22 protein-coding genes and 3 pseudogenes are annotated in these 22,439 nt (G+C 58.6%); 18 read left to right on the forward strand and 7 right to left on the reverse strand.

All coding sequences use genetic code 11. The features are described from left to right. Positions 1-158: 158 nt before the first annotated feature. Positions 159-374 (reverse strand): hypothetical protein, encoded by a 216-nt coding sequence (locus EC919_RS21285; RefSeq protein WP_133776312.1) that lies wholly within the window; start codon positions 372-374, stop codon positions 159-161. 155 nt (positions 375-529) lie between these two features. Between EC919_RS21285 and EC919_RS27920 the strand changes: the two are divergent. Together EC919_RS27920 and EC919_RS27925 are read left to right on the forward strand one after the other, a co-directional pair. Then, a pseudogene (locus EC919_RS27920) lies at positions 530-1,297 on the forward strand (MCP four helix bundle domain-containing protein); the annotation flags it as partial. Positions 1,298-1,366: 69 nt separating this feature from the next. Continuing rightward, positions 1,367-2,155, forward strand: a complete 789-nt coding sequence (locus tag EC919_RS27925; RefSeq protein ID WP_432213835.1) for a methyl-accepting chemotaxis protein — start codon at positions 1,367-1,369, stop codon at positions 2,153-2,155. Positions 2,156-3,040: 885 nt separating this feature from the next. Here the strand turns inward: EC919_RS27925 and EC919_RS21295 are convergent. Next, a complete protein-coding gene (locus EC919_RS21295; RefSeq protein WP_133776314.1) occupies positions 3,041-4,027 on the reverse strand; it encodes a LysR family transcriptional regulator in 987 nt (328 codons plus the stop codon). 140 nt (positions 4,028-4,167) lie between these two features. Between EC919_RS21295 and EC919_RS21300 the strand changes: the two genes are divergently transcribed. From EC919_RS21300 to EC919_RS21330, 7 genes are all read left to right on the forward strand, one after another. Further along, positions 4,168-4,902, forward strand: coding sequence for an SDR family NAD(P)-dependent oxidoreductase (locus EC919_RS21300; protein ID WP_133776315.1), 735 nt, complete (start codon positions 4,168-4,170; stop codon positions 4,900-4,902). A gap of 82 nt (positions 4,903-4,984) precedes the next feature. Further along, complete coding sequence (locus EC919_RS21305) at positions 4,985-5,752, forward strand: SDR family NAD(P)-dependent oxidoreductase (protein WP_133776316.1); 768 nt, start codon at positions 4,985-4,987, stop codon at positions 5,750-5,752. Between the two features lie 93 nt (positions 5,753-5,845). Next, complete coding sequence (locus EC919_RS21310; protein WP_133776317.1) at positions 5,846-6,445, forward strand: NADPH-dependent F420 reductase; 600 nt, start codon at positions 5,846-5,848, stop codon at positions 6,443-6,445. Between the two features lie 82 nt (positions 6,446-6,527). Then, positions 6,528-6,941, forward strand: coding sequence for a nuclear transport factor 2 family protein (locus EC919_RS21315; protein WP_133776318.1), 414 nt, complete (start codon positions 6,528-6,530; stop codon positions 6,939-6,941). Positions 6,942-6,997: 56 nt separating this feature from the next. Beyond that, positions 6,998-7,630, forward strand: coding sequence for a class I SAM-dependent methyltransferase (locus EC919_RS21320; protein WP_133776319.1), 633 nt, complete (start codon positions 6,998-7,000; stop codon positions 7,628-7,630). A gap of 247 nt (positions 7,631-7,877) precedes the next feature. Then, complete coding sequence (locus EC919_RS21325) at positions 7,878-8,390, forward strand: hypothetical protein (RefSeq protein ID WP_133776320.1); 513 nt, start codon at positions 7,878-7,880, stop codon at positions 8,388-8,390. A gap of 7 nt (positions 8,391-8,397) precedes the next feature. After that, positions 8,398-8,838 (forward strand): DUF421 domain-containing protein, encoded by a 441-nt coding sequence (locus tag EC919_RS21330; protein ID WP_133776321.1) that lies wholly within the window; start codon positions 8,398-8,400, stop codon positions 8,836-8,838. A 116-nt stretch (positions 8,839-8,954) separates the two neighbouring features. Here EC919_RS21330 and EC919_RS21335 read toward each other — a convergent pair whose 3' ends face one another. Beyond that, the gene (locus tag EC919_RS21335; protein ID WP_243842308.1) at positions 8,955-11,075 is read right to left on the reverse strand and encodes a response regulator; all 2,121 of its coding nucleotides are present in this window, start codon (positions 11,073-11,075) and stop codon (positions 8,955-8,957) included. Next, the gene (locus tag EC919_RS21340; protein WP_133776323.1) at positions 11,032-12,531 is read right to left on the reverse strand and encodes an ATPase domain-containing protein; all 1,500 of its coding nucleotides are present in this window, start codon (positions 12,529-12,531) and stop codon (positions 11,032-11,034) included. The genes EC919_RS21335 and EC919_RS21340 overlap by 44 nt, the downstream gene beginning before the upstream one ends. Before the next feature lie 645 nt (positions 12,532-13,176). On the opposite strand from EC919_RS21340, the pseudogene EC919_RS27930 reads away from it, so the two are divergent. Together EC919_RS27930 and EC919_RS27935 are read left to right on the forward strand one after the other, a co-directional pair. Next, positions 13,177-13,896: pseudogene (locus EC919_RS27930) on the forward strand (PAS domain-containing protein); the annotation flags it as partial. A gap of 15 nt (positions 13,897-13,911) precedes the next feature. Continuing rightward, positions 13,912-14,181: pseudogene (locus tag EC919_RS27935) on the forward strand (methyl-accepting chemotaxis protein); the annotation flags it as partial. Positions 14,182-14,299: 118 nt separating this feature from the next. Here the strand turns inward: EC919_RS27935 and EC919_RS27940 are convergent. Further along, positions 14,300-14,683 carry a response regulator gene (locus EC919_RS27940; RefSeq protein ID WP_133776325.1) on the reverse strand — a complete coding sequence of 128 codons (384 nt, stop codon included), beginning with the start codon at positions 14,681-14,683 and terminating at the stop codon, positions 14,300-14,302. A gap of 239 nt (positions 14,684-14,922) precedes the next feature. Here EC919_RS27940 and EC919_RS21355 point away from each other — a divergent pair, with 239 nt between their 5' ends. From EC919_RS21355 to EC919_RS21385, 7 genes are all read left to right on the forward strand, one after another. Beyond that, positions 14,923-16,734, forward strand: coding sequence for an ABC transporter ATP-binding protein (locus EC919_RS21355; protein WP_133776326.1), 1,812 nt, complete (start codon positions 14,923-14,925; stop codon positions 16,732-16,734). A gap of 270 nt (positions 16,735-17,004) precedes the next feature. Beyond that, positions 17,005-17,664: a M24 family metallopeptidase gene (locus EC919_RS21360; protein ID WP_133776327.1), complete on the forward strand. Its 660-nt coding sequence runs from the start codon at positions 17,005-17,007 to the stop codon at positions 17,662-17,664. Positions 17,665-17,691: 27 nt separating this feature from the next. Then, complete coding sequence (locus EC919_RS21365; protein ID WP_133776328.1) at positions 17,692-18,045, forward strand: gamma-glutamylcyclotransferase family protein; 354 nt, start codon at positions 17,692-17,694, stop codon at positions 18,043-18,045. A 90-nt stretch (positions 18,046-18,135) separates the two neighbouring features. Further along, a complete protein-coding gene (locus EC919_RS21370; RefSeq protein WP_133776329.1) occupies positions 18,136-18,564 on the forward strand; it encodes a TOBE domain-containing protein in 429 nt (142 codons plus the stop codon). A 317-nt stretch (positions 18,565-18,881) separates the two neighbouring features. Then, entirely contained in the window at positions 18,882-19,148 is a 267-nt protein-coding gene (locus EC919_RS21375) for a hypothetical protein (protein ID WP_133776330.1), read from the forward strand. A 326-nt stretch (positions 19,149-19,474) separates the two neighbouring features. Continuing rightward, on the forward strand, positions 19,475-20,950 hold the full coding sequence (katB, locus tag EC919_RS21380) for a catalase KatB (protein WP_243842311.1): 1,476 nt from the start codon (positions 19,475-19,477) through the stop codon (positions 20,948-20,950). Between the two features lie 53 nt (positions 20,951-21,003). Further along, complete coding sequence (locus EC919_RS21385; RefSeq protein WP_133776332.1) at positions 21,004-21,558, forward strand: ankyrin repeat domain-containing protein; 555 nt, start codon at positions 21,004-21,006, stop codon at positions 21,556-21,558. A 33-nt stretch (positions 21,559-21,591) separates the two neighbouring features. On the opposite strand, the gene EC919_RS21390 is transcribed toward EC919_RS21385, so the two are convergent. Both EC919_RS21390 and EC919_RS21395 read right to left on the reverse strand, forming a co-directional pair. Then, positions 21,592-21,996, reverse strand: coding sequence for an META domain-containing protein (locus tag EC919_RS21390; protein WP_133776333.1), 405 nt, complete (start codon positions 21,994-21,996; stop codon positions 21,592-21,594). Continuing rightward, complete coding sequence (locus tag EC919_RS21395; RefSeq protein WP_065992852.1) at positions 21,993-22,430, reverse strand: hypothetical protein; 438 nt, start codon at positions 22,428-22,430, stop codon at positions 21,993-21,995. Before EC919_RS21395 ends, EC919_RS21390 begins: the two co-directional genes overlap by 4 nt. Positions 22,431-22,439 lie beyond the last annotated feature (9 nt).

A 22,439-nucleotide genomic window follows, 5' to 3' on the forward strand; every position in this document is an offset into this window, starting at 1 on the left:
CGTTGTTTTTTTTGTTGAGGTGTTTGTGTGGGTGGCGAGCGGCTGCTTCTGTTCGGGTTTAGCCGCGTGCTGGGCGGCTGCTTTGGGTCGATAGCGGCCCCCCAAGGACCTTGGGTTTTGTCAGATTCCGGTACTAGATGCTGTCAACGCAACGCCTCTTAATTCGTATCGGGAAGGCTGGCCAGCTGATCGAGCAGTTGGGCACCTGCAGCGTCGAATCGCAGACGCGCTTTATCCCAGAAGCCGCATGACAGCTCGTACTCGTACTCGTACAGCGGCACGATCGGCAGTCGATGGATCTGCCAAAGGTGCCAGAGCAATCCCTGGCCCACCCCCTGACGCTGATGCACGACCTTGATCTTGTTGATGTACATTCGGATACAACGATGACGGTTCGACGATATTGCTTGCTACCTGGCCGCACTGATACCGCTGTAATTGATCCTTGTCCTAAATTTATGTTTTTCATTGCCGATGGCTTCCGTACAGAACGCAGAAAGTTTCTGCGTTTGCCCTTCGGAGTTGCACCGTGAACCTACGTTCTTTAAATATTGCGCCCCGTGCCGCCTTGTGTTTCGGTTTAATCACGCTGCTAGTCATTGCCCTCGGCGGCTTCGCATACGTGCAGCTAGGGAAGCTGCGTGGCACCGAGCAGGACATCGAAAAGAACTGGCTGATCAGCGTGCAGACCGCCGACGACATCCAGATCGCGCTGCTCGGCGCACGCCTGGAGAGCATCCGTCTTCTGGCGACTTCGAATCCCCAAGAGCAAGCGACCGCCGTGCAGCACCTGGAAGACGCTAAGCGCATGCTCAACGAGCGTACCGACTTCTACCGCAATAACCTCATTTCCGACCCAGAAGAAGGGGCCAAATTCGAGGCCGCAGCGGCGCTGATGAAGACCTATCTTGATGGACTGCAACGCGTCGTCGATCTTGACGCTACCCAGCATGAGCAGGCCGTGACATTCGCCAACACTGAACAACGCGACCGTGCCGCAGCGTACCAGGTCAAACTCAATGAGTTGCGCCAGCACAATACCGACGGCGCTGCAGCAGCAGGCGTGACCGCCACTGAGGTGTATGCCCACAGCATCACCATCGTCGATGGTGTGGTACTCGCCGCGCTGGTGCTGACGCTGGTGCTCGCCACCCTGCTGACTCGCAGCATTGTCCAGCCTATGAGCGCCTCGCTGAAAATGGCCGAGGAAATCGCCGACGGCGACCTGCGTCTTATCCTGGAGGTTAAGGGTAATGACGAATCTGCGCGGCTGATGCGCGCGCTAAACACCATGCAAGGCAACCTGCGAAGCACCATAGAGCAGATCTCCGATGCTTCCGCACAGCTCAGTTCCGCCGCAGTAGAGATGACTTCCATCACCGAGAGCGCCAGCCTCACCCTGCAGCAGCAAAACAGTGAGATCGAGCAGGCCGTCACGGCGGTAAACCAGATGAGCGCCGCCGTCGATGAGGTCGCGCTTAACGCTAACTCCACCTCCGAAGCGGCCAAGGACTCCACACGCGCTGCCGCCACCGGTAACCAGAAAGTCGGCGAAACCCTACATGCCATGCGCAGCCTAACGGACCGCGTGGAAATGACCTCTGAACAGGTGCAGGGCCTCGCTGGTCAGGCGCAGGACATCAGCAAGGTGCTGAGCGTGATCCGTGCCATTGCAGAACAGACCAACCTGCTGGCCTTGAACGCCGCGATCGAAGCGGCCCGCGCTGGTGAGCAAGGCCGAGGCTTCGCCGTGGTGGCCGATGAGGTTCGGGCACTGGCTCATCGCACACAAACCTCAACTCTGGAAATCGAACAGATGATTTCAAGTATCCAAGCAGGCACGTCACTGGTTGTGGATTCGATGAGCAGCAGCACCATCGAGGCACACAACACGCAGCGCACTGCCGACGAAGCCGGGATGTCACTGAAAGTCATCGCCGACTCGGTGCAACTGATCAATGACCGCAATCAGCAGATCGCCACTGCCGCGGAAGAGCAGGCTCATGTAGCTCGCGAAGTAGACCGCGCCCTAGTGAGCATTCGCAACCTGGCGCTGCAGAGCAGCGAAGGCACGCAGCAAACCCTGGCCGCCAGCAATGAGCTCTCGCAGTTGGCGGTGAACTTGAATCAGATGGTAGCGCGCTTCAAGACCTGAAATTAGCGTTTAATCTAGTATGGAAAATTGACCTATCAATGATCAGAACTTCATTCCTAGAGGCGCTGACAATGTGGTCGCTTTTCGAGTTAGCTCCGATCTTTCGCCAAGGCCAGAGGCTCCAAAGAAACCGAAGTTGACGATCGTCCGGCAGTCGCCGAGCATGAAAGAACGTGCGTGCTGGCCTTACCGACAGGGAAGTATCGAATCGGGAAATTGCCACGCCTCAATCGGCCTCAAGCATCGTGACTAAATGACCAAGCGCAGCGAAACCATGTTCTGTCTCGTCACAGACGGCTGCGGGTTGGAAGCAGACGGTCGTGGCTGACCCCTTTTCGACCCAAAGCAGCCGCTTCGACTGAGGGCCTTTGCCACCTGCTACCGCTACCTGCGTGGAACGGGGTTTACGTTAAAGCGTGCTTTTATCCGGCGGCTAACTTCGCTGGACCGCTATTAAACGGCATGGGAGGTTGCAGCAGGCTGCGGGTTCTTATAAGCCGGCAACCCGGGCGCCTTTGACCATCGTCTAGTCCCAACGAACCGGCTGCTTTCGACCCATAGCGGCCTCTCGATCCCACCGCGTCGCAGACTCCGATGACCAATTCGTCGACCCTCGTCGCGGCGTTGTCCAGCAGTGTCGTTTGCTGAGGAATCAGATTCGCTGGTCTCCCACGGCACAACCCATACGCGACGTCGAATGCGTTCCTCGCGCAGGGTAACTGGAATCGGCCTCACGCCAGCTTCCACGACCTCTTAGCTATCTCGCGGATACGACTGAACAACGTGCTGGGCTCATACCGCTAGACGGTCGTGCGCGATCTCTCGCCCTGACCGCGTGCGGCTGCCGGCCCTGACTCGGGCGCTGACTGAGATTGCATCCGGTGCCTATCTGCCCCTGCCGTCGGCGGGGCTTCCATCGCGGCCGCAGGGCGGACCATGCGCGGTATCGCCGTTCAACACCTCCAGGTAGCCCTCCTCGATATTCAGCCGCTCGACTAGAAAGTCGACGAAGGCACGTACTTTCGGTGACTGCACCTGACCGCGCGGGAACAGTGCATGCAGGTCGAGGTCCGTGCCACGCCAGCCGGTGAGCACGCGCTGCACCAGACCCTGCTCGACGAACGCCCGCACAAAGACGTCACTGGTCAGCATTAGGCCTTCTCCATCCATCATCACAGTGCGAAGGGCGCTCGGATCGCTGGCGATCACGACGGGGTCGACCGGGAACTCGCGCAGCTTGCCGTTTCCGTCATCGAGGGTCCAGGCGAAGCCGTGGGCGCTTCGGTGATTGGTCTGCACGGTTGCCCGGTGGTAAATCAAATCGTCGGGATGCAGCGGCTCGCCGAAACGCTCGATGTAACCGGGGGTGGCGCAGATCGCGGTACGGAACACGGCGAGCTTGCGCGCCGCCAAGTTGGAATCCGCCAGCGTGCCAACGCGCATCGCCACGTCGATTTCGCCGGCGATGATGTCGACCTGGTCGTTGCTCAGCAGCAGTTCCACGCGAACGTCCGGATGGCGTGCGTGGAATTCGCTGAGTAAGGGCGCGACCCAAGTGTTGCCCACCGGATGAGATGCAGTGACGCGCAGCCAGCCTCGCGGCCCGCTCTGCAACTCACTGACGGCGCTCTCCGCCTCGTCCAGGTCGCGCGCAATGCGCTGGCAATGCGCGAAATAGATGTTGCCCGCCTCGGTCAAGCCGAGCTTGCGGGTTGTGCGATGCAATAGCTGCGCACCCAGTCGCTCTTCCAGCTCCCGCACCTTACGACTCACGGTCGCCTTGGGCATGTGCAGCGTGTTCGCGGCAGCCGTGAAGCTGCCCAACTCCACAACCTTGACGAACACCAAAGTGTCATTGAGATCTCGATTCATGGAGCATCCTAGCGATTATTCCATTGATGGAACAATTATTCACAAAAAGGCCGACTAATACACTGGCAGCGGCTGCACTACATTGGTCTCAACAGCAAACGGAGGTCACTGCCTCCACCGCTTGAGCCAAGGATACGAACATGAACAGACTAACTGGCAAGACCGCGGTAATCACCGGTGGCGCGACCGGCATCGGTCTCGCGGCGGCAAAGCGCTTCATCCAGGAAGGCGCCTTCGTCTTCATCTACGGCCGTCGGCAGGAAGCGCTCGACGCTGCCGTGGCCGAGCTTGGTCCAAAGGCCCGCGCCATAACGGGCTCGGTCTCCGATGAGGCCGACCTAGACCGACTCTATGTGGCAGTGAAGGCCGAGCGCGGAACCCTCGACATCCTCTTCGCCAATGCCGGCACCGGCAGCCCACTCAAGCTGGGCGAGATCACCGCCGCCCATATCGACGAAACCTTCGAAACCAACGTGAAGGGCACCATCTTCACGGTCCAGAAGGCGCTGCCGCTGATGGGCGAGGGCGGTTCGATCATCCTGACCGGATCGAGCGCCGGCACCACGGGTGCTCCCGGATTCACCGCCTACAGCGCGAGCAAGGCGGCCGTGCGCAACTTTGCTAGGACCTGGGCAGAGGATCTGAAGGGCACCGGCATCCGGGTCAACGTGCTGTCGCCTGGCGCTACGGCAACCGAACTCGCGAAGGCGGCGCTCGGCGAGGAAGGCCAGAAGTCCTATGGCGCGATGACGCCCCTGCTGCGCATGGCCGAGCCCTCGGAAATCGCGGCGGCAGCGGTGTTTCTCGCCTCGTCGGACAGCAGCTTCATGACCGCGAGCGAACTCGCTGTCGACGGCGGCCTGGCGCAACTCTGACCCACGACGCGTCGCCGCTCCGTTCGATGGTTCGGAGCACCGCAGGGTCTGCTCAATAACGAACATTAGAAAGGCAAAATATATGAACAACCATAGTGCACAAAAATTGGCGGGAAAAATTGCGGTCGTGACCGGTGGAAGCAGCGGGATTGGCCTGGCCACGGCCAAGCGCTTCCTTGAAGAAGGTGCGCACGTCGTTATCACTGGGCGAAGGGAGGCCGAACTGAAGGAGGCGGCAGCCACCTTGAAGGGAAACGTTACGACGGTCGTGGGCGACGTGTCCCGCCTGGAAGATCTGGACCGGCTCTTTGCTGTCGTGAAAGAGAAGCATGGTCACATTGATGTGCTCTTTGCCAATGCGGGCGCGGGTACGGTCGCGCCGCTGGAGGCCGCTACCGAGGCTCATTTCGACCAGACCTTCGACGTGAACGTCAAGGGCACCTTCTTCACGGTGCAGAAGGCCCTTCCGCTGCTCAGAGACGGCGGCTCGATCATCGTGACCTCTTCGGTCACCAATGTCCTGGGAACGGCTGGATTCAGCGCTTACGGTGCAAGCAAAGCGGCTGTGCGCAACTTCGTGCGTGCCTGGACGATGGAGCTGAAAGATCGCCAGATCCGCGTGAATTGCATCAGTCCCGGGCCCACCGAGACGGGCGCTTTGCAAAAGACGGCGGGCCTTACCGCCGACCAGGCCAAGGAAGCGGCCGCCCAGTACGCCTTGCAGATTCCCATGGGTCGCTGGGGCAAGCCGGAGGAAATCGCGGCTGCCGTCGTATTCCTCGCTTCCGAGGAAAGTTCGTTCATCACGGGTATCGATCTTCCCGTCGATGGCGGCCTGGCGCAGGTCTGACCCCACCTCGGCCCCTTGGCTGGCCACCCTAGCGGCAAGCCGTGGGCCCGCGCTTATCCAAGCAGGATCCAACCCAACTCAAAGAAAACTCCTATGACCTATTCAATTATCGGCTTCGGCCCTATCGGCCAGGCACTGGCCAAGGCGTTTGCCCGCAAGGGCATCGACGTATCCGTGGCCACCACGCGCGACCCGGAAAGCTTTGCCTCCGTCGCCGCTGCGATCGGTCCCACCATCCTTCCCAAAACACTGGCGGAAGCGGTCAAGGCGGACATCATCTTTTTGGCCGTCCGTTTCGACTCGCACCAGGATGTCGCCAACGCGCTGTCGACCTGGAAAGGCAAGACCATCGTCGATGTAACCAACACCCAAGTGCCCACAGAGGAACTGGGAGGACAGCCTTCTTCCATGGTCGTTGCGCGGTCCTTCACGGGTGTCAGGCTGGTCAAAGGCTTCAACCATCTGGGTGCATCCGTCCTCGCCCAGGATCCGGCCGTGCATGGCGGCAGGCGGGTCGTGTTCCTGGCCAGCGACGATGACGAGGCCGCGGCCGAGATCGGCGCGCTTGCAGAAAATCTCGGTTTCTCGCCGGTCCAACTTGGCAGGCTTTCCGAGGGCGGGCTGCTGGTCCACGCACGCGGAAATAGCTGGGGTCGACTGATCTTCAAGGACCTCGTCACTTTCGCCGGTTGAGCAGGACGTACCCAACGATAACAACACAACGAACGCGCTCGGGTTGAGCGCAAGTCGACTCGATCGACGCGGAGAAATCCCCATGAATACCGAGAAAAACGTCCAGACCGTGAAGGACTTCTTTGCGGCCATTGGCCGCGGCGACAAGGACGGTCTGCTGGCGCTGGTCGCCGAAGACATCGAGTGGATCATCCCGGGCGAAGACTGGCCTCTGGCCGGTACGCGCCACGGCCATGCGGGGCTTGCGGATTTGCTCGAGACCGCATCCAGGTCGATGGAGACGTCCACCGAGCCCCGGGAGTTCATCGCGCAGGGAGACCGGGTGCTGGTCGTCGGTTTCGCCAAGGGCAAGATCAAAGCCACCAATAAGACGTTCGAAGATGACTGGATCTTCGCCATCACGGTCCGCGACGGCAGACTGACGAAGATCCGCGAGTACATTGACACGCAGGCACTGGCACGAGCCTCGCAGATCGACGCATCCGGGCTCACGTAGCAAAAACCGTTTGGGGCCCCTCGCCATTCGAATACCAAACTTTGTAGGAGGTCCCCATGTACGACACATCCAAGCTATCCGAGTTGATCCGCTTCGCACGCGTTGATCCAGGCGCCACCGTCATCGACGTTTACCCGGGCGACGGCGACTGGACGCGTCTATTCTCTGACGCCGTGGGACCCAACGGACGGGTCTATAGCTTCCTGCCTGCCGAAGTCGCCCACTTCAAGAACGATCCTGTCGGCAACATGCGTACGTTGGCGAAGGAGCCGGGCCGGGCAAACGTCGAGGCGGTTTCGGCGGACCTCGTGGCGATGCCGGAAGTCACGCAGCCCGCGGATGTCCTGTGGCTGCACCTGTTCTACCACGATCTCCACACCGCGCTGATGCAGTCCAAGGACGCGACGGCGGCCGACTTCAATCGCGCCATGTGCGATAGGGTCAAGCCGGGTGGGTACTACGTCATCGTCGACCACGCCGCCGCTGGCACAGCGGGCACAAGTGTTGCCCAGTCGCTGCACCGGATCGACCCCGCCTCCGTTCGGAAGGAGGTGGAGGCGGCCGGCTTCCTGCTGGACGCGGAAAGCAACATGCTCGCGAACAAGGATGATCCGCGATCAGTCAAGGCGTTCGATCCCGCGATCAAGGGCGAGACCGATCGCTTCGTCTACCGGTTTGTGAAGCCGTGACGGCTGCCAGCGACGGCCGCTTGGCGGCGGCACACTCCGGCCACGACGAACGTCTCTTGCTGGCCGATAGCGGCCGGTTGTCATCGGCGGCTTCGAACCAAAGCGGCCCCTAGCCTAGTTGAAGCGCTAAACCCAAAGACGAGCTCAGCATCTCAAATACCCCACAGAATCCGCAGCGCACGCTTACCGCACCAGAACTTCCCACAAACCAAAGCGGTCACATCGCTAGTCCCGACGAGTGATGCCTATGAGCCTCTTAGAACAAGAAATGCAGGACCGTGAACACCCCGTTGCCGAGGACATTGCGCTGCAGCGCAAAGTCTGGAAGTTCCAGCGGGTTGGCTGGTATGTGCTGACGGCGGTTGTCATCCTGACACTGCTCGGCTTGTTTTCCAGAGGCCCGCTCAGCACGCTCGAATCGGTGAGTGAGCAGGGTGATCTGACGGTGCAGTACGAGCGTTTCCACCGGGCGGGCGGGACCAATCCAATGATCGTTCAGGCCACGGGGCAGCCGGGCAAAGAGGTCACGCTGTCGATCGGCAAGCCCATGCTGGATGGCTTCAGCATCGAGTCCATCCAGCCTCAGCCGGTCAGCTCCATGGGCAGTCCCCAAGGTTTGAGTCTTACTTTCCCCACCGACAAGAGCGGGCACGTCACGCTCTTTATCTCATGGCGCAGCAACGGCATCGGGTTGTTTAAAAGTCAGATCAGTGTCGTTGGCGGCGGCCACATTCCCGTCACTCAATTCATCTACCCATAGGTGCTCAATGGATGCCGTACTACGCGCGGGTGCGATTTATCTGGCACTGATGGTGCTCTTCAAGATTTCTGGCCGACGGTCATTGGGCGAGTTGACGTCGTTTGATTTCGTGCTGCTGATGGTCATTGGCGAAGCCACTCAGCAAGCGCTGCTGGGCGATGACTTCTCCGTGACCAATGCGGTTCTGGTCATTGTGACGTTGATGGTGATCGACATCGGGCTTTCCCTCGTCAAGCGACGCTCCAAACGCCTGGCCAAGCTGATCGATGGGGGCCCGACGATCATCGTTGAAAACGGTGCTTTCCTGCGTCATCGCATGCACGAGGCCCGCGTCCAGGAAGACGATATCCTGGAGGCCGCAAGGATAGAGCAGGGCTTCGAACGAGTGGAGCAGATCAAGTACGCGATCCTGGAGCGAAACGGCAAGATCTCGATCATTCCTGCCTGATCATTTGCACCCGGACTCGGCCCGGTTCGCCGTCATTCAGTCCGGTTATCACTTGCCCAGCGAGGCTGCGACGGTGGGCTGCTATTGGCCGGAACTGGATTCTCCGGGCAGCTTGGTCATTCAGGAAAATGCGCTTGAACAGTGTGTTCGAGCATGGCCGATACCTGGCTGGCGAGCGACTCCAAAGCAAACGGCTTGGTCAGTAGCTGCATATTAGTGCCGAGAAAATGAGACCTTGCCATGGCTCCCTCCGCGTAGCCTGTTAAAAACAGGACGGGCAAGCGTGGCTTCAGTTGCTGAAGTATTTCAGCGAGTTGGCGGCCATTCATTCCAGGGAGCCCCACGTCGGTAATCAGCAGATCAACTTTCCCCAGGTCATTGAAGAGCGCCCAGGCCTCTTCGCCGTCCCGTGCGACGTGAACCTGGTAGCCCAGCTCATTCAATACTTCCCGGTTGATCAGGCGTACCGAGTCATCATCTTCCACCAGAAGAATGGATTGGCCGTGTCCTGTGCTGATTTCCGACGAAGACACCGGTTGCTCAGCTTCCACTTTTTCATGCTCTGGCAAACAGATCGACACGGTCGTTCCCACCCCGACCGTGCTTTCAATTGAAAGGCAACCGCTGCTTTGATTCGCAAAACCATACACCATGGAAAGTCCCAATCCCGTACCCTGGCCGATAGGCTTGGTCGTGAAAAAAGGCTCAGTGACCTTGTCCAGCATATCCTTCGGGATACCGAAGCCCGTGTCCCGCACCTTCACACATACGTGCCGGACAGGACTCCCTTGCATTTCATCCTCAACGCAGGTCGCAATCGTTAACTTCCCTCCGTGGGGCATCGCGTCACGCGCATTAATGACCAGATTGAGAACGGCGTTTTCCAATTGATTGGCATCTGTAAAAACCCACGGTTCTTCCGGGCACAACTCAAACTGGATGAGGACTTGTTCCGCGACGGTTCGTTGCAGCAGATCGGCGAGTGAGTGAATAAGCGCGTTGACCGAAACGGCCTTCTCATCCAGCGACTGGCGCCGGGAGAATGCCAGCAACCGATGAGTCAGCGAGGCGGCCCGCTGGGCTGATGTCAGGGCAGCATCCATGAATCGTTCGACCCCCTCCAGTCGCCCTTTGCTCATCCGCAGCTTTATGAGATCGAGCGCGTTGATGACCCCTGTGAGCATGTTGTTAAAGTCATGGGCGATCCCGCCGGTCAACTGACCTACGGCTTCCATTTTCAACGATTGCCGCAATTGCTCTTCGGCACGCTCACGGTCTGCACTTTCGGCTTTGAGTTGCTCGATCGCCGCATTCAGTTCTTGTGTTCTTGCTTTAACCTGAATCTCAAGTTGTTCATTGAACCTGCGCAGGGTGAGCTCGGCTTGCTTCTCTTCATTAATGTCAACGATGACGGAGGCGGCACCAATTATGGTGTGTTTTTCGTCGTATAACGGGACTGCACTCACACGCATCCATGATTCTTGACCTTCATCCAGGCGATGATAAAAATCCACCGCCGTCGCAGTCTCTCCCCTTAACGCCCTGGCGCCCGGAAACATGACCGGTTCCAGGCGGTTACCTTGCGCGTCAAGGCCTACCCATTTCGAAGCGCCGTCTGGCTGTCTGGAGGGGATGATGTCTTGCGGTACATACCGCCGGTACAGGGGATTGCTGACGAGCGAGACGCCTTGCGTGTCCATGAAGCACACCCCGACAGGAATGTTCTCCAGCAAGGTGCGCAATCGACCCCGTTCTTCAGCCAGTTGTGTGAGGCTTTCCCGCATCTCGAACTGACGCATGCGCGATCGCCAGGCGGCGGCAACCGTGCTCAGTAACGAGGCCGAGCTGAGAGGGCGTTCAAGGACCATGACATGTCCCGCCGACTTGGGCAGCCTGCCTCTGGCCATTTCCGTGTCTCGCCCGGATTGGCCTTTGCTTGAAGCGAGCAGGATGATGGGGATCTCAGACCAGCCTGGCTGGAGATCCAGGGCCCTCTCAAGGCTGCGTATGTCTCCGCGCAGGCTTTCCTCGGTCAGGATTACCAGGCCAGTGTTTTCACCCACAGCCGTGGAAAGGTCAGCAATATTGTCGTGAATTTGAAGCGGGTAGTCGTCTCCAAACAGTTTGCCCAAACTGATTGCATCGCCCTTGAAAGGCGCCACCACCAGCAGAGTCTTTCCATCGGCAAATCGCTCAATTGCCACGCTGTCGCTCTTCCATGAGGGGAAGGTCGTCACCAAAATACTCTGGCGTTCCAGTCAACACTCCACGGAATTTGACCAATGGATCCCCGACACGCACACCTTTGGAATCGATGCGAAGCTCTCGAATCGCATCCTCATGGGCGCCGCTGCGATGTTTCAGGACCGAAATAGCCTTGCGAAGCCGACCCTGCGCTTCGAAGAAGCGAATGAGGATGACAGAGTCTGCGACGTAGGAAATATTGAGATTGGTTGACATTGATCCCACCAAACCGTGCTGCGGATTGATCAGGAAGGTTACAACCCCAAGCTGGCTCAAATAGGAAAGCAGCTCGTGCATCTGCAGGATCAATTGTTGTTCCTGCGGCATTGCGGCCATGTAGCCGTTGAGACTGTCGACCACGATCATGGTGCTTGCACGCTCCTCAACCTCGTTACGCACTCGCCACGCGAATTCGCCAGGTGATATTTCGGCAGGATCGATTTGCTGAATGACCAACCGACCACTCGATACGTGATGGCTCAAATTCATGCCCATGCTGTCGCCACGTGAGAGCAGCGTAGCGATCCGCTCATCGAACTCATAGATCGTGCAGTTTTCGCCTCTGGCGCAGGCAGCTGCCAGATACGCCAGGGCTATGGTGGTCTTGCCGGATCCGGCAGGGCCTGTGACGAGCGTGCTGGTTCCTCTCAAGGGACCGCCGACTAACAGATTGTCCAGTTCCGTAATACCGCTGGCCACTGGCGTGGCATCGAATGGAACGTGACGTCCGGCGGCAATCAGTCTCGGGTATACCTCCAGTCCACCTTTACGAATGGTGAAATCGTGGAAACCTGCGACGAAGTCAACGCCCCGTAATTTTTGCACCTGGAGCCGTCTGCGCGCAGCACCGAAGTCCAGGGTCAGCCGTTCAAGCGTGATGACGCCATGACACAGGCTATGAAGGTGGTTGTCGCGCTCGCCATTGGAGCCCGTGAGATCGTCCACCAGAAGAACGGTGATGTCGCGCCCGGCGAAGTATTGCTTCAGCGCCAGTACCTGGCGTCGATAGCGCAGGGGGTCTTGAGCCAGAAGGCGCATCTCAGAGAGGCTGTCGAACACAAGCCGCTTGGGCTGGAGTTTATCAACCCGCTGCTGAATCAACCTGATGGTGTCTCCAAGCTCGGCTTCCCACGGGTGCAGGATCGACTGCTGGTACTCATCGCCCAGCACTCCCTCCGTTGAGGAGAACTCGAAAAGGTCGATGCCTTCCAGCGACCACCCGTGTGAGCGCGCGACGCTGTCAAGCTCCTCGCTTGTTTCCGAAAGCGTGATGTACAGCACCGGCTCGCCACGCCGGAGGCCATCCAGCAGGAACTGAAGACCCAGCGTGGTTTTGCCTGCCCCGGGCGTCCCCTCAAGTAGATAGAGCCTGTTGCTGGGCAGGCCGCCCCTGAGGATTGAGTCGAATCCGGCATTGCCGGTCGAGATCAGTGGACGCAGTGGGGGCATTTTTCTAACCTCGGAGAAGCAAGCTTTGTGGGGGCAAGCGGCTTAAGTATGAGGCTGCAGCCATGTCACTTCCATGGAAAGGAAACCGTTTCGTAAAATAAATTGAACTTCGGTGGATCTTCGCAGCCGTCCACGGGACGTAACGGTTGACGTACGTACTAAACGGTGAAGCATATTCAGCGTTTACGTAAGGGTCGCTTGGGCGCTTCTTAAACACGGTAGCTTGGGTGTTTACAGTCCTTCTCTGACGCCTCTTGGCGCTCAGCTAAACGGGTAAAGTTTTTTTCGCTCAAGACGATAAGGATGGCAAGGTGCCATGGAGGAGGCCCGTCACGCATTTCGAGTTTGTGCCACATGCCCAATTTTTTCCTTCTTCGCCGTGATCGTCGCGCCCTTAAGCAATTGCTGACGTCGATCATGAGCGGCGAAAATCCTGAGGTCGCCCAGTGCAAAGAAGGTCCAGCAGTTCTGGATGCCTGGCGCTTGATCCAGTCCTCCAATGAACAATACCAATCGCGCATAGGCCAGCTCGAAAGAGAGCTTGAGGATGCCCGCGAGTTGCTTCGCGAATCAGCAGCATCCGCGTCAGCTCACGAGATCAGGTTCGATCTGGTCAATCGCGCTTCCAGTGAAGGTCTTTGGGACATGGAGGTCGTGGCCGGCGATCCAGTCAATCCCGGTAATCGCTTTTGGTGGTCGCAGCAATTCCGCAGCCTTCTGGGCTTTAAGGATGAAAGAGATTTTCCAAATGTGCTGGCCAGTTGGGCCGACCGGCTCCATCCCCAGGACAAGCAGGCAACGCTCGACGCCTTCGCTCGCCACCTCAACGACAAGTCCGGAATGACTCCCTACAAAGTCAAAAATCGGCTCGCCATGAGAGACGGTTCATATCGCTGGTTTTACGCACAGGGTGAGACACTCCGAGACGAGCGAGGCACGCCAGTCCGGGTCGCTGGCTCGCTTCGGGATATCCATGACCAACTGGAGCGGGATCAGGAGCACGACGTCATCATCACGAGATTCGAGCTGGCTCGGGAAATGCTCTCGGATGGGCTCTGGGATATGGAGGTCATTGCCGGAGACCCGGTAAACCCCAAAAACCCGTTCTGGTGGTCACCTCAGTTCCGTCGGTTGCTGGGTTTCGAAACGGTTGAGGAGTTTCCAGATGTGTTGGACAGCTGGGCATCCAGATTACACCCGGATGATAAGGACAGAAGCCTCAGTGCTTTCGGGGCCCATTTGAATGACAGATCCGGCAAGACACCTTTTGATATCGAGTACCGGCTGAGGATGAAAAGCGGCGAATATCGGTGGTTCCGTGCGCGAGGCCAGACCAGGCGTGATCCCGCCGGCTCGCCTCTGCGAGTCGTCGGTGCTTTGGTGGACGTCAACTTGCAGCACGAGCAGGAAGTTCTGAGGGAAACCGAGGTCAAGCATCAGCAGACGCTTGAGCACAATATTGAGCAATTGTCCCAGATCGTGGGAACGATCCAGAGCATCGCCAGCCAGACCAACCTTTTAGCCCTGAACGCGGCCATTGAGGCTGCACGTGCGGGGGACGCGGGTCGCGGCTTCGCAGTGGTTGCCGACGAGGTTCGCAAGTTGGCAACGCGCACCACTGAAGCCACTGAGCAGGCTGCCGGCATGATTGCTCGCTAGAGCCTGCCTTCCTCAAACCCCTGGTTCCTTGAACCAGGTGGAGGTCTGAAAAGGGTACCTAAGATCAGGGCAATGACTCCCCTACTTACAGGCCCTTGAATGGGGGAGATCACTGTCGATCTATTGCCAAGGCTAATGCGCGTCGACAAATTGTCCCTATATCCAGTGAATGCCAGGGTTTAGGGATGAACAGTGGAGCATAACCAGACTCCAGGATTTGTTGCCCTCGTCCTCCCGAGGACAAGATCACCGGGATGCGGGGCCAATGAGCTTGCACCCGATTCGCCAGGCCAATACCGCTCAGCCCACCCGGCATATGGATGTCGGACAGTAGTAGATCTGCCCCTCCCGAGGTCTCGCACAGCCATTCCCAGGCGTCATCGCCTGTCTCTGCCGTTACGACCTCGAAGCCTTCCGTCTCTAAAATTTCATGGATCAAACTGCGGATGAGCCAGTCATCTTCCACAACTAATACGGTTGATAACACTGTCATGTGCCCATGCTGGTTGGTCGTGAAGTTGGACTAGACCACTGTCTGCGGGTTCCCACTTCCGATACAGCCCTGGCTCAGGGCTCTTGGCGCGGTTATATCACCCTACATGAGTAGCGTGCAGTTCCATGCAAAGCCGGAATCGCCCCTGATTATCCAGACAGCTATCAACAAGACCGGCGAAGCGTGCCGAACTAGCCCGTACAATCCCCTGTCGCTGAGAACCGGAGCCTGGGCCTTTCATGTCGTTGTTCAATCGTTTGACTGCATTTTCAACCCAGAGCGGCAGGGCAATCGGCCTTGTCTGGGCGACGTCCCGCCCCTTGTTCAGCGGCTTGATCGTGGCGACGCTGATCGCCGGCATTTTGCCCGCGCTTGCCGCCTGGATCGGCCAGCGGATCGTCGATGCGGTGGTTCAGGCGATGCAGATCCATGGCAATGGCAGCCAGGCGCCGGTATGGCCTGTCCTGCGTTACGTGTTGGCCGAGGCGGGGGTATTGGCGTTGCTGGCCGGGGCGCAACGGGCGCTTTCAATGCAACAGGCGCTGCTGCGGGTGCAGTTGGGGCAGAAGGTCAACCTGATGATCCTGGAAAAGGCCCAGACCCTGTCGCTGCTGCAGTTCGAAGACTCGGCCTTTTACGACAAGTTGGTGCGCGTGCGCCGGGATGCATCGACCCGGCCACTGGGCCTCGTCACAAAAGGCCTGGGGCTGACGCAAAACCTTATCTCGCTGGTCAGCTTTGCGGTGCTGCTGGTGCATTTTTCCCCATGGGCGCTGCTGATCCTGGTGCTCGGCGCGCTGCCGGTGTTCTTCGCCGAAACGCACTTTTCCGGTAATGCCTTCCGCCTGTTTCAGCGTCGTGCCCCGGAAACCCGCCAGCAAAATTACCTGGAAGCCTTGCTGTCCCATGAGTCGCACACCAAGGAAGTAAAGCTGTTCGGCATGGCGCCGTTGTTGCTGCAACGCTATCGCGACAATTTCACGCGCCTGTACGCCGAAGACCGCCGGCTCACCGTGCGACGCGACGCCTGGGGCTTTGCCCTAGGGCTATTGGGCACTGCCGCGTTCTACGTGGCCTACGCCTGGGTGGTCATGGACACCGTGCGCGGCCAGACCACGCTGGGGCAGATGACGATGTACCTGGTGCTGTTCAAGCAAGGCCAGGTCGCCATCACGGCCAGCCTCAGCGCGATTGCCGGATTGTACGAGGACGGCCTGTACCTGTCTGACCTGTACGAATACCTTGGGGTGCCAGTCGCACTTGGACGCGGCACCCTGAGGGCCGGCGCATGCCCGGGCGACGGCCTGCGCTGCGAGCGCTTGGGGTTCCGCTACCCGGGTGCCGCGCACCCCACGCTCAGCAACATCAGTCTGCACCTGATGCCCGGCATGAGCCTGGCACTGGTGGGCGAAAATGGCTCGGGTAAAACCACCTTGATCAAACTGCTCACCCGGCTCTATACGCCTGACGAGGGCCGGATCCTGCTGGATGGCAGCGATTTGCAGGAATGGGACGAACAGGCCCTGCACCAGCGCATCGGGGTGATCTTTCAGGACTACATCCGTTATCAGATGACGGTTGGCGAAAACCTCGGGGTGGGTGACGTCGACGCGTTCGATGACCAGGACCGTTGGCGCGATGCAGCGACTCAAGGGATCGCCGCCGACTTCATCGAACGCCTGAGCAACGGTTATCACACGCAGTTGGGGCGCTGGTTCGCCGGTGGGCAGGAACTGTCCGGAGGGCAATGGCAAAAGCTGGCGCTGTCGCGGGCCTACATGCGCCGTGAGGCCGATCTGCTGATTCTGGACGAACCGACGGCCGCCCTCGACGCTGCGGCCGAGGCTGCCGTATTCGAGCACTTCCGCGAATACGCCAAGGGGCGCATGACGTTGCTGATCTCTCACCGATTCTCCAGCGTGCGCAACGCCGATCACATCATCGTGCTGGATCAGGGCCGGATTCTGGAGCAAGGCACCCACGTGCAATTGATGGCTGGCGGCGGGCGCTATGCCAGCCTGTTCGACATGCAGGCGCGTGGGTATCGGTAGGCGGTTCGACTAGCCACTGTTAATCATCCAGGTAGTCATGGTTTCAAACGGCGGCCTGGACGCCGATCAACCAGTGGCCGGCATTGCAAATCCAGATCGTGCCAAACCCGACTATTGGCGCTGGGGAGTTGACCGAAAGAATGAACAGTCTGGCCATGCTTCAGGCGAACATTTGATTGGGTGACGGTCAGTTTGAGGTATCTGCATTGGAGATGATCGCTATATATTTAATAACATAGCGAATGACGTCAGCCAGCAGAGGAACAGGCCGTGAATGCACCATCTAAAGAGGCTGTCGGTTCAGCCTATAGCATCGAGGCCATGTGCCACGCCCAGGCCATGACCTGGGAAGCGATTCGTTTGCTGTCGACGCGTATCCAGCCAGGGATGCGAGAGTCCGAAGCAAGAGAACTTGGCAAAGAGGTTCTCGCGAAGCTCGAAATGCAGCGTATCTGGCATCCGTTGCTGGTTCGTTTCGGTGTCAATACGCTCAAGACGTTCAAGCAACGCTCCGAGGGTGACCCGGTTCTGGGCGAAAACGATATTTTTTTCATTGATATGGGCGCTGTGTGGCAGGGCCACGAGGGCGATGCGGGTGAAACCTTCACTACCGGGGATGATCCGGAAATGAAGGCCTGCGCCGCAGCGGCCAAAACCTTGTTCGATCGGGTTCAAGCACGTTGGAAAAATGATCGCATCGCAGGACTTGAGCTGTATCGATACGCCGAACAACAGGCGGAGGACATGGGCTGGAAGTTAAACCTCAGTATCAAGGGCCACCGCGTGAGCGATTTTCCACATGCCATTCACCGTGGCGGCGACCTGGGTGATCTGGAGCAATGCCCGAATGCCGGATTGTGGATTCTGGAGATCCAGATTGCCCATCCAGGCAAGCCCTATGGCGCATTCTATGAAGACCTGCTGGCTTAACCATTTGTGTCCAATGAAGAGAACTCAATGAACGATTCCACTGCATCTCCCGTGCTTTTGTTTTCTTACGGCACGCTGCAAGACAAAGCGGTACAGCTTGCGAACTTTGGTCGTGAACTAGTCGGCGATGCCGACCATATGCTCAGCTATTCGCAATCCTGGGTCGAAATCACAGACGCCGAAGTGCTGGCGGCGAGTGGTAAGACTCACCATCCGATCATCGCGCCCAGTCTTGATGTCGAGGACCAGGTGGCGGGGACCGTATTCCAGATTACAGAGCAGGAGCTTGCGGCGGCTGACGCCTATGAAGTTGCAGATTACAAGCGGGTGTCGGTGGCATTGGCATCGGGATTAACGGCCTGGGTATACATCCAGGCGTAATTCTTCAGCGCTATGGTTGCATTCACCCAACGCGCGTCCTGATTATGGCGGGTAACTTGTAACTCCTCTCTGATAAAAGGTAATCGGCCAATGAAGGTCAGTGCACGCAACGTTTTCAAGGGTACGGTCAGTGAAGTTCAGAATGGCACCGTCAATGCTGAAGTGGTGCTGACCCTCGCCGGCGGTGAGAAATTAGTGGCAGTGGTCACTTTGGCAAGTATCGAGAGCCTGGGCATTGCCGTCGGCAAGGAAGCCATTGCTCTGATAAAGGCGCCTTGGGTAATGCTGATGACTGAGTCCAGCGGTATTCGCCTTTCAGCGCGCAACTGCCTGGAAGGGAAGGTCAGCCGAGTCAGCGAGGGTTCGGTCAATTCCGAAGTGGTTATTCAATTGTCGGGAGGCACGGAAGTGTTTTCCATTGTCACCCGCGAAGCGGTCGAGGAGCTGGGACTTAAGCCTGGTGTCAGTGCCACCGCAGTGATCAAGGCCTCTCACGTTGTGCTGGGTGTACCCGCCTGATTGTCTGTGATTCGCCGGTTTATCTGTACCGGTGAATCAACTCCCCTTAATACGTGGTTTCGGCTTTTTTGATGCCAAGTTGCGGCGCTCCTCGAGAGCGTCGATGCACCACGAGCGACATCCTTCCATTCCCCTGAAGGCTCGCCTTCCCACGGTGACGCCTGCCCGGTTGGCACCGGTGCTGCTCCAGGCGTGCATCCTCTCGCAAGGTTCTCTGAACACACTGAATGCAGCCAAGAAATCAACGGGCTGTTGTCGCAATGCCTTTCGCTATGTTGTTATCTATATAGCGAACAATTGTGGTGAGCAGGATTTTGATGAGTGACAGAACCTACCCTTACAGCGCCTGGCTGCTGACACGGAATTTCCAGTTGCTGGAAGTCGAACTCGTGGGCCAAGGGTTCGCTAACAGCGCATATGACCGCACTGATAAAGGCCGTAACTACCACTTTGACGAGCTTTTCCTCACAAAAGCTGAAGCCGTTGCTTTCGGTGAGGCCAAGCTTGCAGCGCTTGCCGGGGAGCTGGAGAGACGTCAGGAAGGATTGGTGAAGCGACGGTTAGAGTTGCAGCGGTGTAAATGAAGTTCGCTTGGACAGAGGGCGTCTGATCAGGGTCGGATGCTGCCGATGGCATAGGTAGCCTTGATAGCTTATGCGCAACGTCGGGCCGCGATCTGGCTGCAGTCAGAACCGCAATGAATACAGTGCTGACTGAACCGAACCTGACTGAACAAGCCCGTCAGGAGGTCAACACTTTTTAATTTATCAAGGACATAGTCAGAACCAATTCAGGAATCAAGGGCTCTAGCCGTAGGCTTTCACTCTCAGAACAACCAAAAACAGAGAGAGAGACCGAGATGTACTTACCCCGATCCCCTATCGCAGCCAGCCTGATTGGCGCGAGCCTGATGGTCAGTTCTGCAGCGTACGCAGACACCCTGACTCGCGACAACGGCGCCGCTGTCGGCGACAACCAGAGCTCCCAGACCGCCGGCCCAAACGGTCCGGTCCTCCTGCAAGATGTGCAATTGCTGCAAAAGCTTCAGCGCTTTGATCGTGAACGCATTCCGGAGCGTGTCGTGCATGCGCGCGGTACGGGCGTGCACGGTGAATTCGTTGCTTCCGACGACGCCTCCGATCTGAGCAAGGCCACGGTCTTCCGCAAAGGCGAGCACACCCCGGTATTCGTGCGGTTTTCAGCGGTCGTCCACGGCAACCACTCCCCTGAAACCCTGCGTGACCCCCGCGGCTTTGCCACCAAGTTCTACACGGCCGACGGCAATTGGGACCTGGTCGGGAACAACTTCCCGACGTTTTTCATCCGCGACGCGATCAAGTTCCCGGACATGGTTCACGCCTTCAAGCCTGACCCGCGCACCAACCTTGACGACGACTCCCGACGTTTCGACTTCTTCTCCCACGTCCCGGAAGCCACGCGCACGTTGACCTTGCTGTACTCCAACGAAGGCACACCCGCCAGCTATCGCACCATGGACGGCAACGGCGTACATGCCTACAAACTGGTGAACGCCAAGGGCGAAGTCAACTATGTGAAGTTTCACTGGAAAAGCCTGCAGGGCCTGAAAAACCTCGATCCCAAGCAGGTCGCGGAAGTGCAGTCCAAGGACTACAGCCACCTGACCCACGATCTGGTGGGCGCCATCAACAAGGGCGATTTTCCGAAGTGGGACCTGTACGTCCAGGTGGTCAAGCCTGCAGACCTGGCGAAGTTCGATTTCGACCCGCTGGACGCCACCAAAATCTGGCCCAATATTCCCGAGCGCAAAATCGGCCAGATGGTCCTGAACAAGAACGTGGATAACTACTTCCAGGAAACCGAGCAGGTCGCCATGGCGCCCGCCAACGTCGTGCCGGGTATCGAGCCTTCGGAAGACCGCCTGCTGCAAGGCCGGGTATTTTCCTATGCTGACACCCAGCTCTATCGCGTCGGCCCTAATGTGCTGAGCCTCCCGATCAACGCGCCACGGGTCAAGGTCAACAACGGCAACCAGGACGGCCCGCTCAATACCGGTCATACCACGACCGGCGTGAACTACGAGCCAAGCCGACTCAATCCGCGTCCAGCGGTTGAAGAAGCACGCTACAGCCAACTGCCGTTGTCCGGCAGCACGCAGCAAGCCAAGATCCAGAAAGAGCAGAACTTCAAGCAGGCGGGCGACTTGTACCGTTCCTACAGCGAGAAGGACCGTAAGGATCTGATTCAGAGCTTCGGTGAGTCCCTGGCGATCACCGATACCGAGAGCAAGAACATCATGCTGTCGTTCCTCTACAAAGCAGATCCGGAATACGGTACTGGCGTAACCAAAGTTGCCAATGGCGATCTGGCCAAGGTCAAGCAACTGGCCGCTGCACTGCAGGACTGACCGACCGCCCCGACCCGTTTGCACGGCGGGCCGGGGTTTCTGGAGGACATCACATGCGCAGAACCTTTTATGCGTTGTTGCTGTGTATGACGGCGAGCGTGGTCCACGCCGGCCCGTCAGATAGCGGCAGCACCGCCGACACCCAGGCACAACTCAAGGAGCTGTTTTTCCAGGCCGCCCGAGACGGCCGCCAGGACATGCTCAACGAGTTCATCAATGCCAAATTCGATCTGAACGTACAGGATGAAAAAGGCTACACCGCGCTGATTCTCGCCGCCTACCACGGCCAACAACCGGCCGTGACCCAACTGCTGAACGCTGGCGCTGATCCCTGCGCCAAGGATTTGAGGGGCAACACGGCATTGATGGGGGCGATCTTCAAAGGCGAACTCAGCATCGCGCGGCAACTGGTCGCCGCTAACTGTGCGCCCGATCAACGCAATAATGCGGGTCAGACGGCCGCCATGTACGCGGCGCTGTTCCATCGCAAGGATGTTCTTGACGCACTGGCCGCCAAAGGCGCGGATCTCAATGCAACGGACTCTATGGGCAACCAGGTGCAGAACCTGGAGCGCGGCGAGTTTCAGCCATTGCCGGCGAGCAGGTGACTGAGGCAAATGCATCCTTCAGCCCGGATGCGATCAGTCTTCTTCCAGCCAGAACCGCAACGGTTTGCCCTGGGCAGGCCAGAGCCGCAACTGATCGATCGGCGAAATATCCCATCGCTGCACCTTGCCCATCGCTTCGAGGAAGCGATGTTCCTGCTCCATCAGCGCCGGCGCGCACCGTTTGCGGGTGCTGCCGACCGGGCCGAAGGTGATCGCATTGCCTTGCAACTGGTATGACGCGAACCAGTGATTGCAACCGGCGTTGCCGTAGGCGCGGCCGTCGCTGCCCAAGGTCATTGTCAGGCGGCTGTTGTCGATCAACGGCCGTTCACCGATCCATTCCAGCACGTAGCCGTGGTCCTGTTTGAGAGCCTCGGTTTTGGTCGCACAGCCCGCCAGCAGCGTGGCCGCCAGCAGTGTCAGCAAAAGCGGTTTCATGCAGCTTTCTTCGCGCAGGCAGGGCAGAGGTGGTTTTCGCCGACGACCTTCCAGCCCAGCTCCTCGATGCGCGCGGTGGCGGCGGGTTTAAGGGCTTTTTTGCCGTCCTTGCCGTCAACCATGAATTCGATGTCGCGCTCTTTGCCGCAGTCGTTGCAGTTGACTTTCCACTGATGGATCGCCAGTTCGGTGAACGCCGGGCCATTGGCGACGGCCACCCACTGACCGGTCGGGTTGATCAGGTGGCGGACTTTTTCCACGTTCAGGCGCATGAACAGCTCTTTGCTGCCTTTGACGGTGACCAGCAGCACATCGTCGGGCTTGATCGAGCCGCCGTTGCCGGTCACTTGATAGCGACCGACGGCCAGGCTGCGGCATTCGATCAGGGTGTGTTGCGGGGTGAGCATGCTGTAACGGAAATCGTGTTCGGCCATGGGGGTCTC

The sequence above is a fragment of the Pseudomonas graminis genome (assembly GCF_004364335.1).
GTDB lineage: Bacteria > Pseudomonadota > Gammaproteobacteria > Pseudomonadales > Pseudomonadaceae > Aquipseudomonas > Aquipseudomonas graminis_D.

Bases quoted from the DNA above. Each gene is read 5' to 3' on its own strand.
- EC919_RS27940 (WP_133776325.1), bottom strand. From the start codon at position 14,683: ATGACAGTGTTATCAACCGTATTAGTTGTGGAAGATGACTGGCTCATC.
- EC919_RS21315 (WP_133776318.1), top strand. From the start codon at position 6,528: ATGAATACCGAGAAAAACGTCCAGACCGTGAAGGACTTCTTTGCGGCC.
- EC919_RS21375 (WP_133776330.1), top strand. From the start codon at position 18,882: ATGAGTGACAGAACCTACCCTTACAGCGCCTGGCTGCTGACACGGAAT.
- EC919_RS21395 (WP_065992852.1), bottom strand. From the start codon at position 22,430: ATGGCCGAACACGATTTCCGTTACAGCATGCTCACCCCGCAACACACC.
- katB (WP_243842311.1), top strand. From the start codon at position 19,475: ATGGTCAGTTCTGCAGCGTACGCAGACACCCTGACTCGCGACAACGGC.
- EC919_RS21320 (WP_133776319.1), top strand. From the start codon at position 6,998: ATGTACGACACATCCAAGCTATCCGAGTTGATCCGCTTCGCACGCGTT.
- EC919_RS21305 (WP_133776316.1), top strand. From the start codon at position 4,985: ATGAACAACCATAGTGCACAAAAATTGGCGGGAAAAATTGCGGTCGTG.
- EC919_RS21330 (WP_133776321.1), top strand. From the start codon at position 8,398: ATGGATGCCGTACTACGCGCGGGTGCGATTTATCTGGCACTGATGGTG.
- EC919_RS21300 (WP_133776315.1), top strand. From the start codon at position 4,168: ATGAACAGACTAACTGGCAAGACCGCGGTAATCACCGGTGGCGCGACC.
- EC919_RS21365 (WP_133776328.1), top strand. From the start codon at position 17,692: ATGAACGATTCCACTGCATCTCCCGTGCTTTTGTTTTCTTACGGCACG.
- EC919_RS21370 (WP_133776329.1), top strand. From the start codon at position 18,136: ATGAAGGTCAGTGCACGCAACGTTTTCAAGGGTACGGTCAGTGAAGTT.
- EC919_RS21385 (WP_133776332.1), top strand. From the start codon at position 21,004: ATGCGCAGAACCTTTTATGCGTTGTTGCTGTGTATGACGGCGAGCGTG.
- EC919_RS21355 (WP_133776326.1), top strand. From the start codon at position 14,923: ATGTCGTTGTTCAATCGTTTGACTGCATTTTCAACCCAGAGCGGCAGG.
- EC919_RS27925 (WP_432213835.1), top strand. From the start codon at position 1,367: ATGACTTCCATCACCGAGAGCGCCAGCCTCACCCTGCAGCAGCAAAAC.
- EC919_RS21310 (WP_133776317.1), top strand. From the start codon at position 5,846: ATGACCTATTCAATTATCGGCTTCGGCCCTATCGGCCAGGCACTGGCC.
- EC919_RS21390 (WP_133776333.1), bottom strand. From the start codon at position 21,996: ATGAAACCGCTTTTGCTGACACTGCTGGCGGCCACGCTGCTGGCGGGC.
- EC919_RS21295 (WP_133776314.1), bottom strand. From the start codon at position 4,027: ATGAATCGAGATCTCAATGACACTTTGGTGTTCGTCAAGGTTGTGGAG.
- EC919_RS21340 (WP_133776323.1), bottom strand. From the start codon at position 12,531: ATGCCCCCACTGCGTCCACTGATCTCGACCGGCAATGCCGGATTCGAC.
- EC919_RS21285 (WP_133776312.1), bottom strand. From the start codon at position 374: ATGTACATCAACAAGATCAAGGTCGTGCATCAGCGTCAGGGGGTGGGC.
- EC919_RS21325 (WP_133776320.1), top strand. From the start codon at position 7,878: ATGAGCCTCTTAGAACAAGAAATGCAGGACCGTGAACACCCCGTTGCC.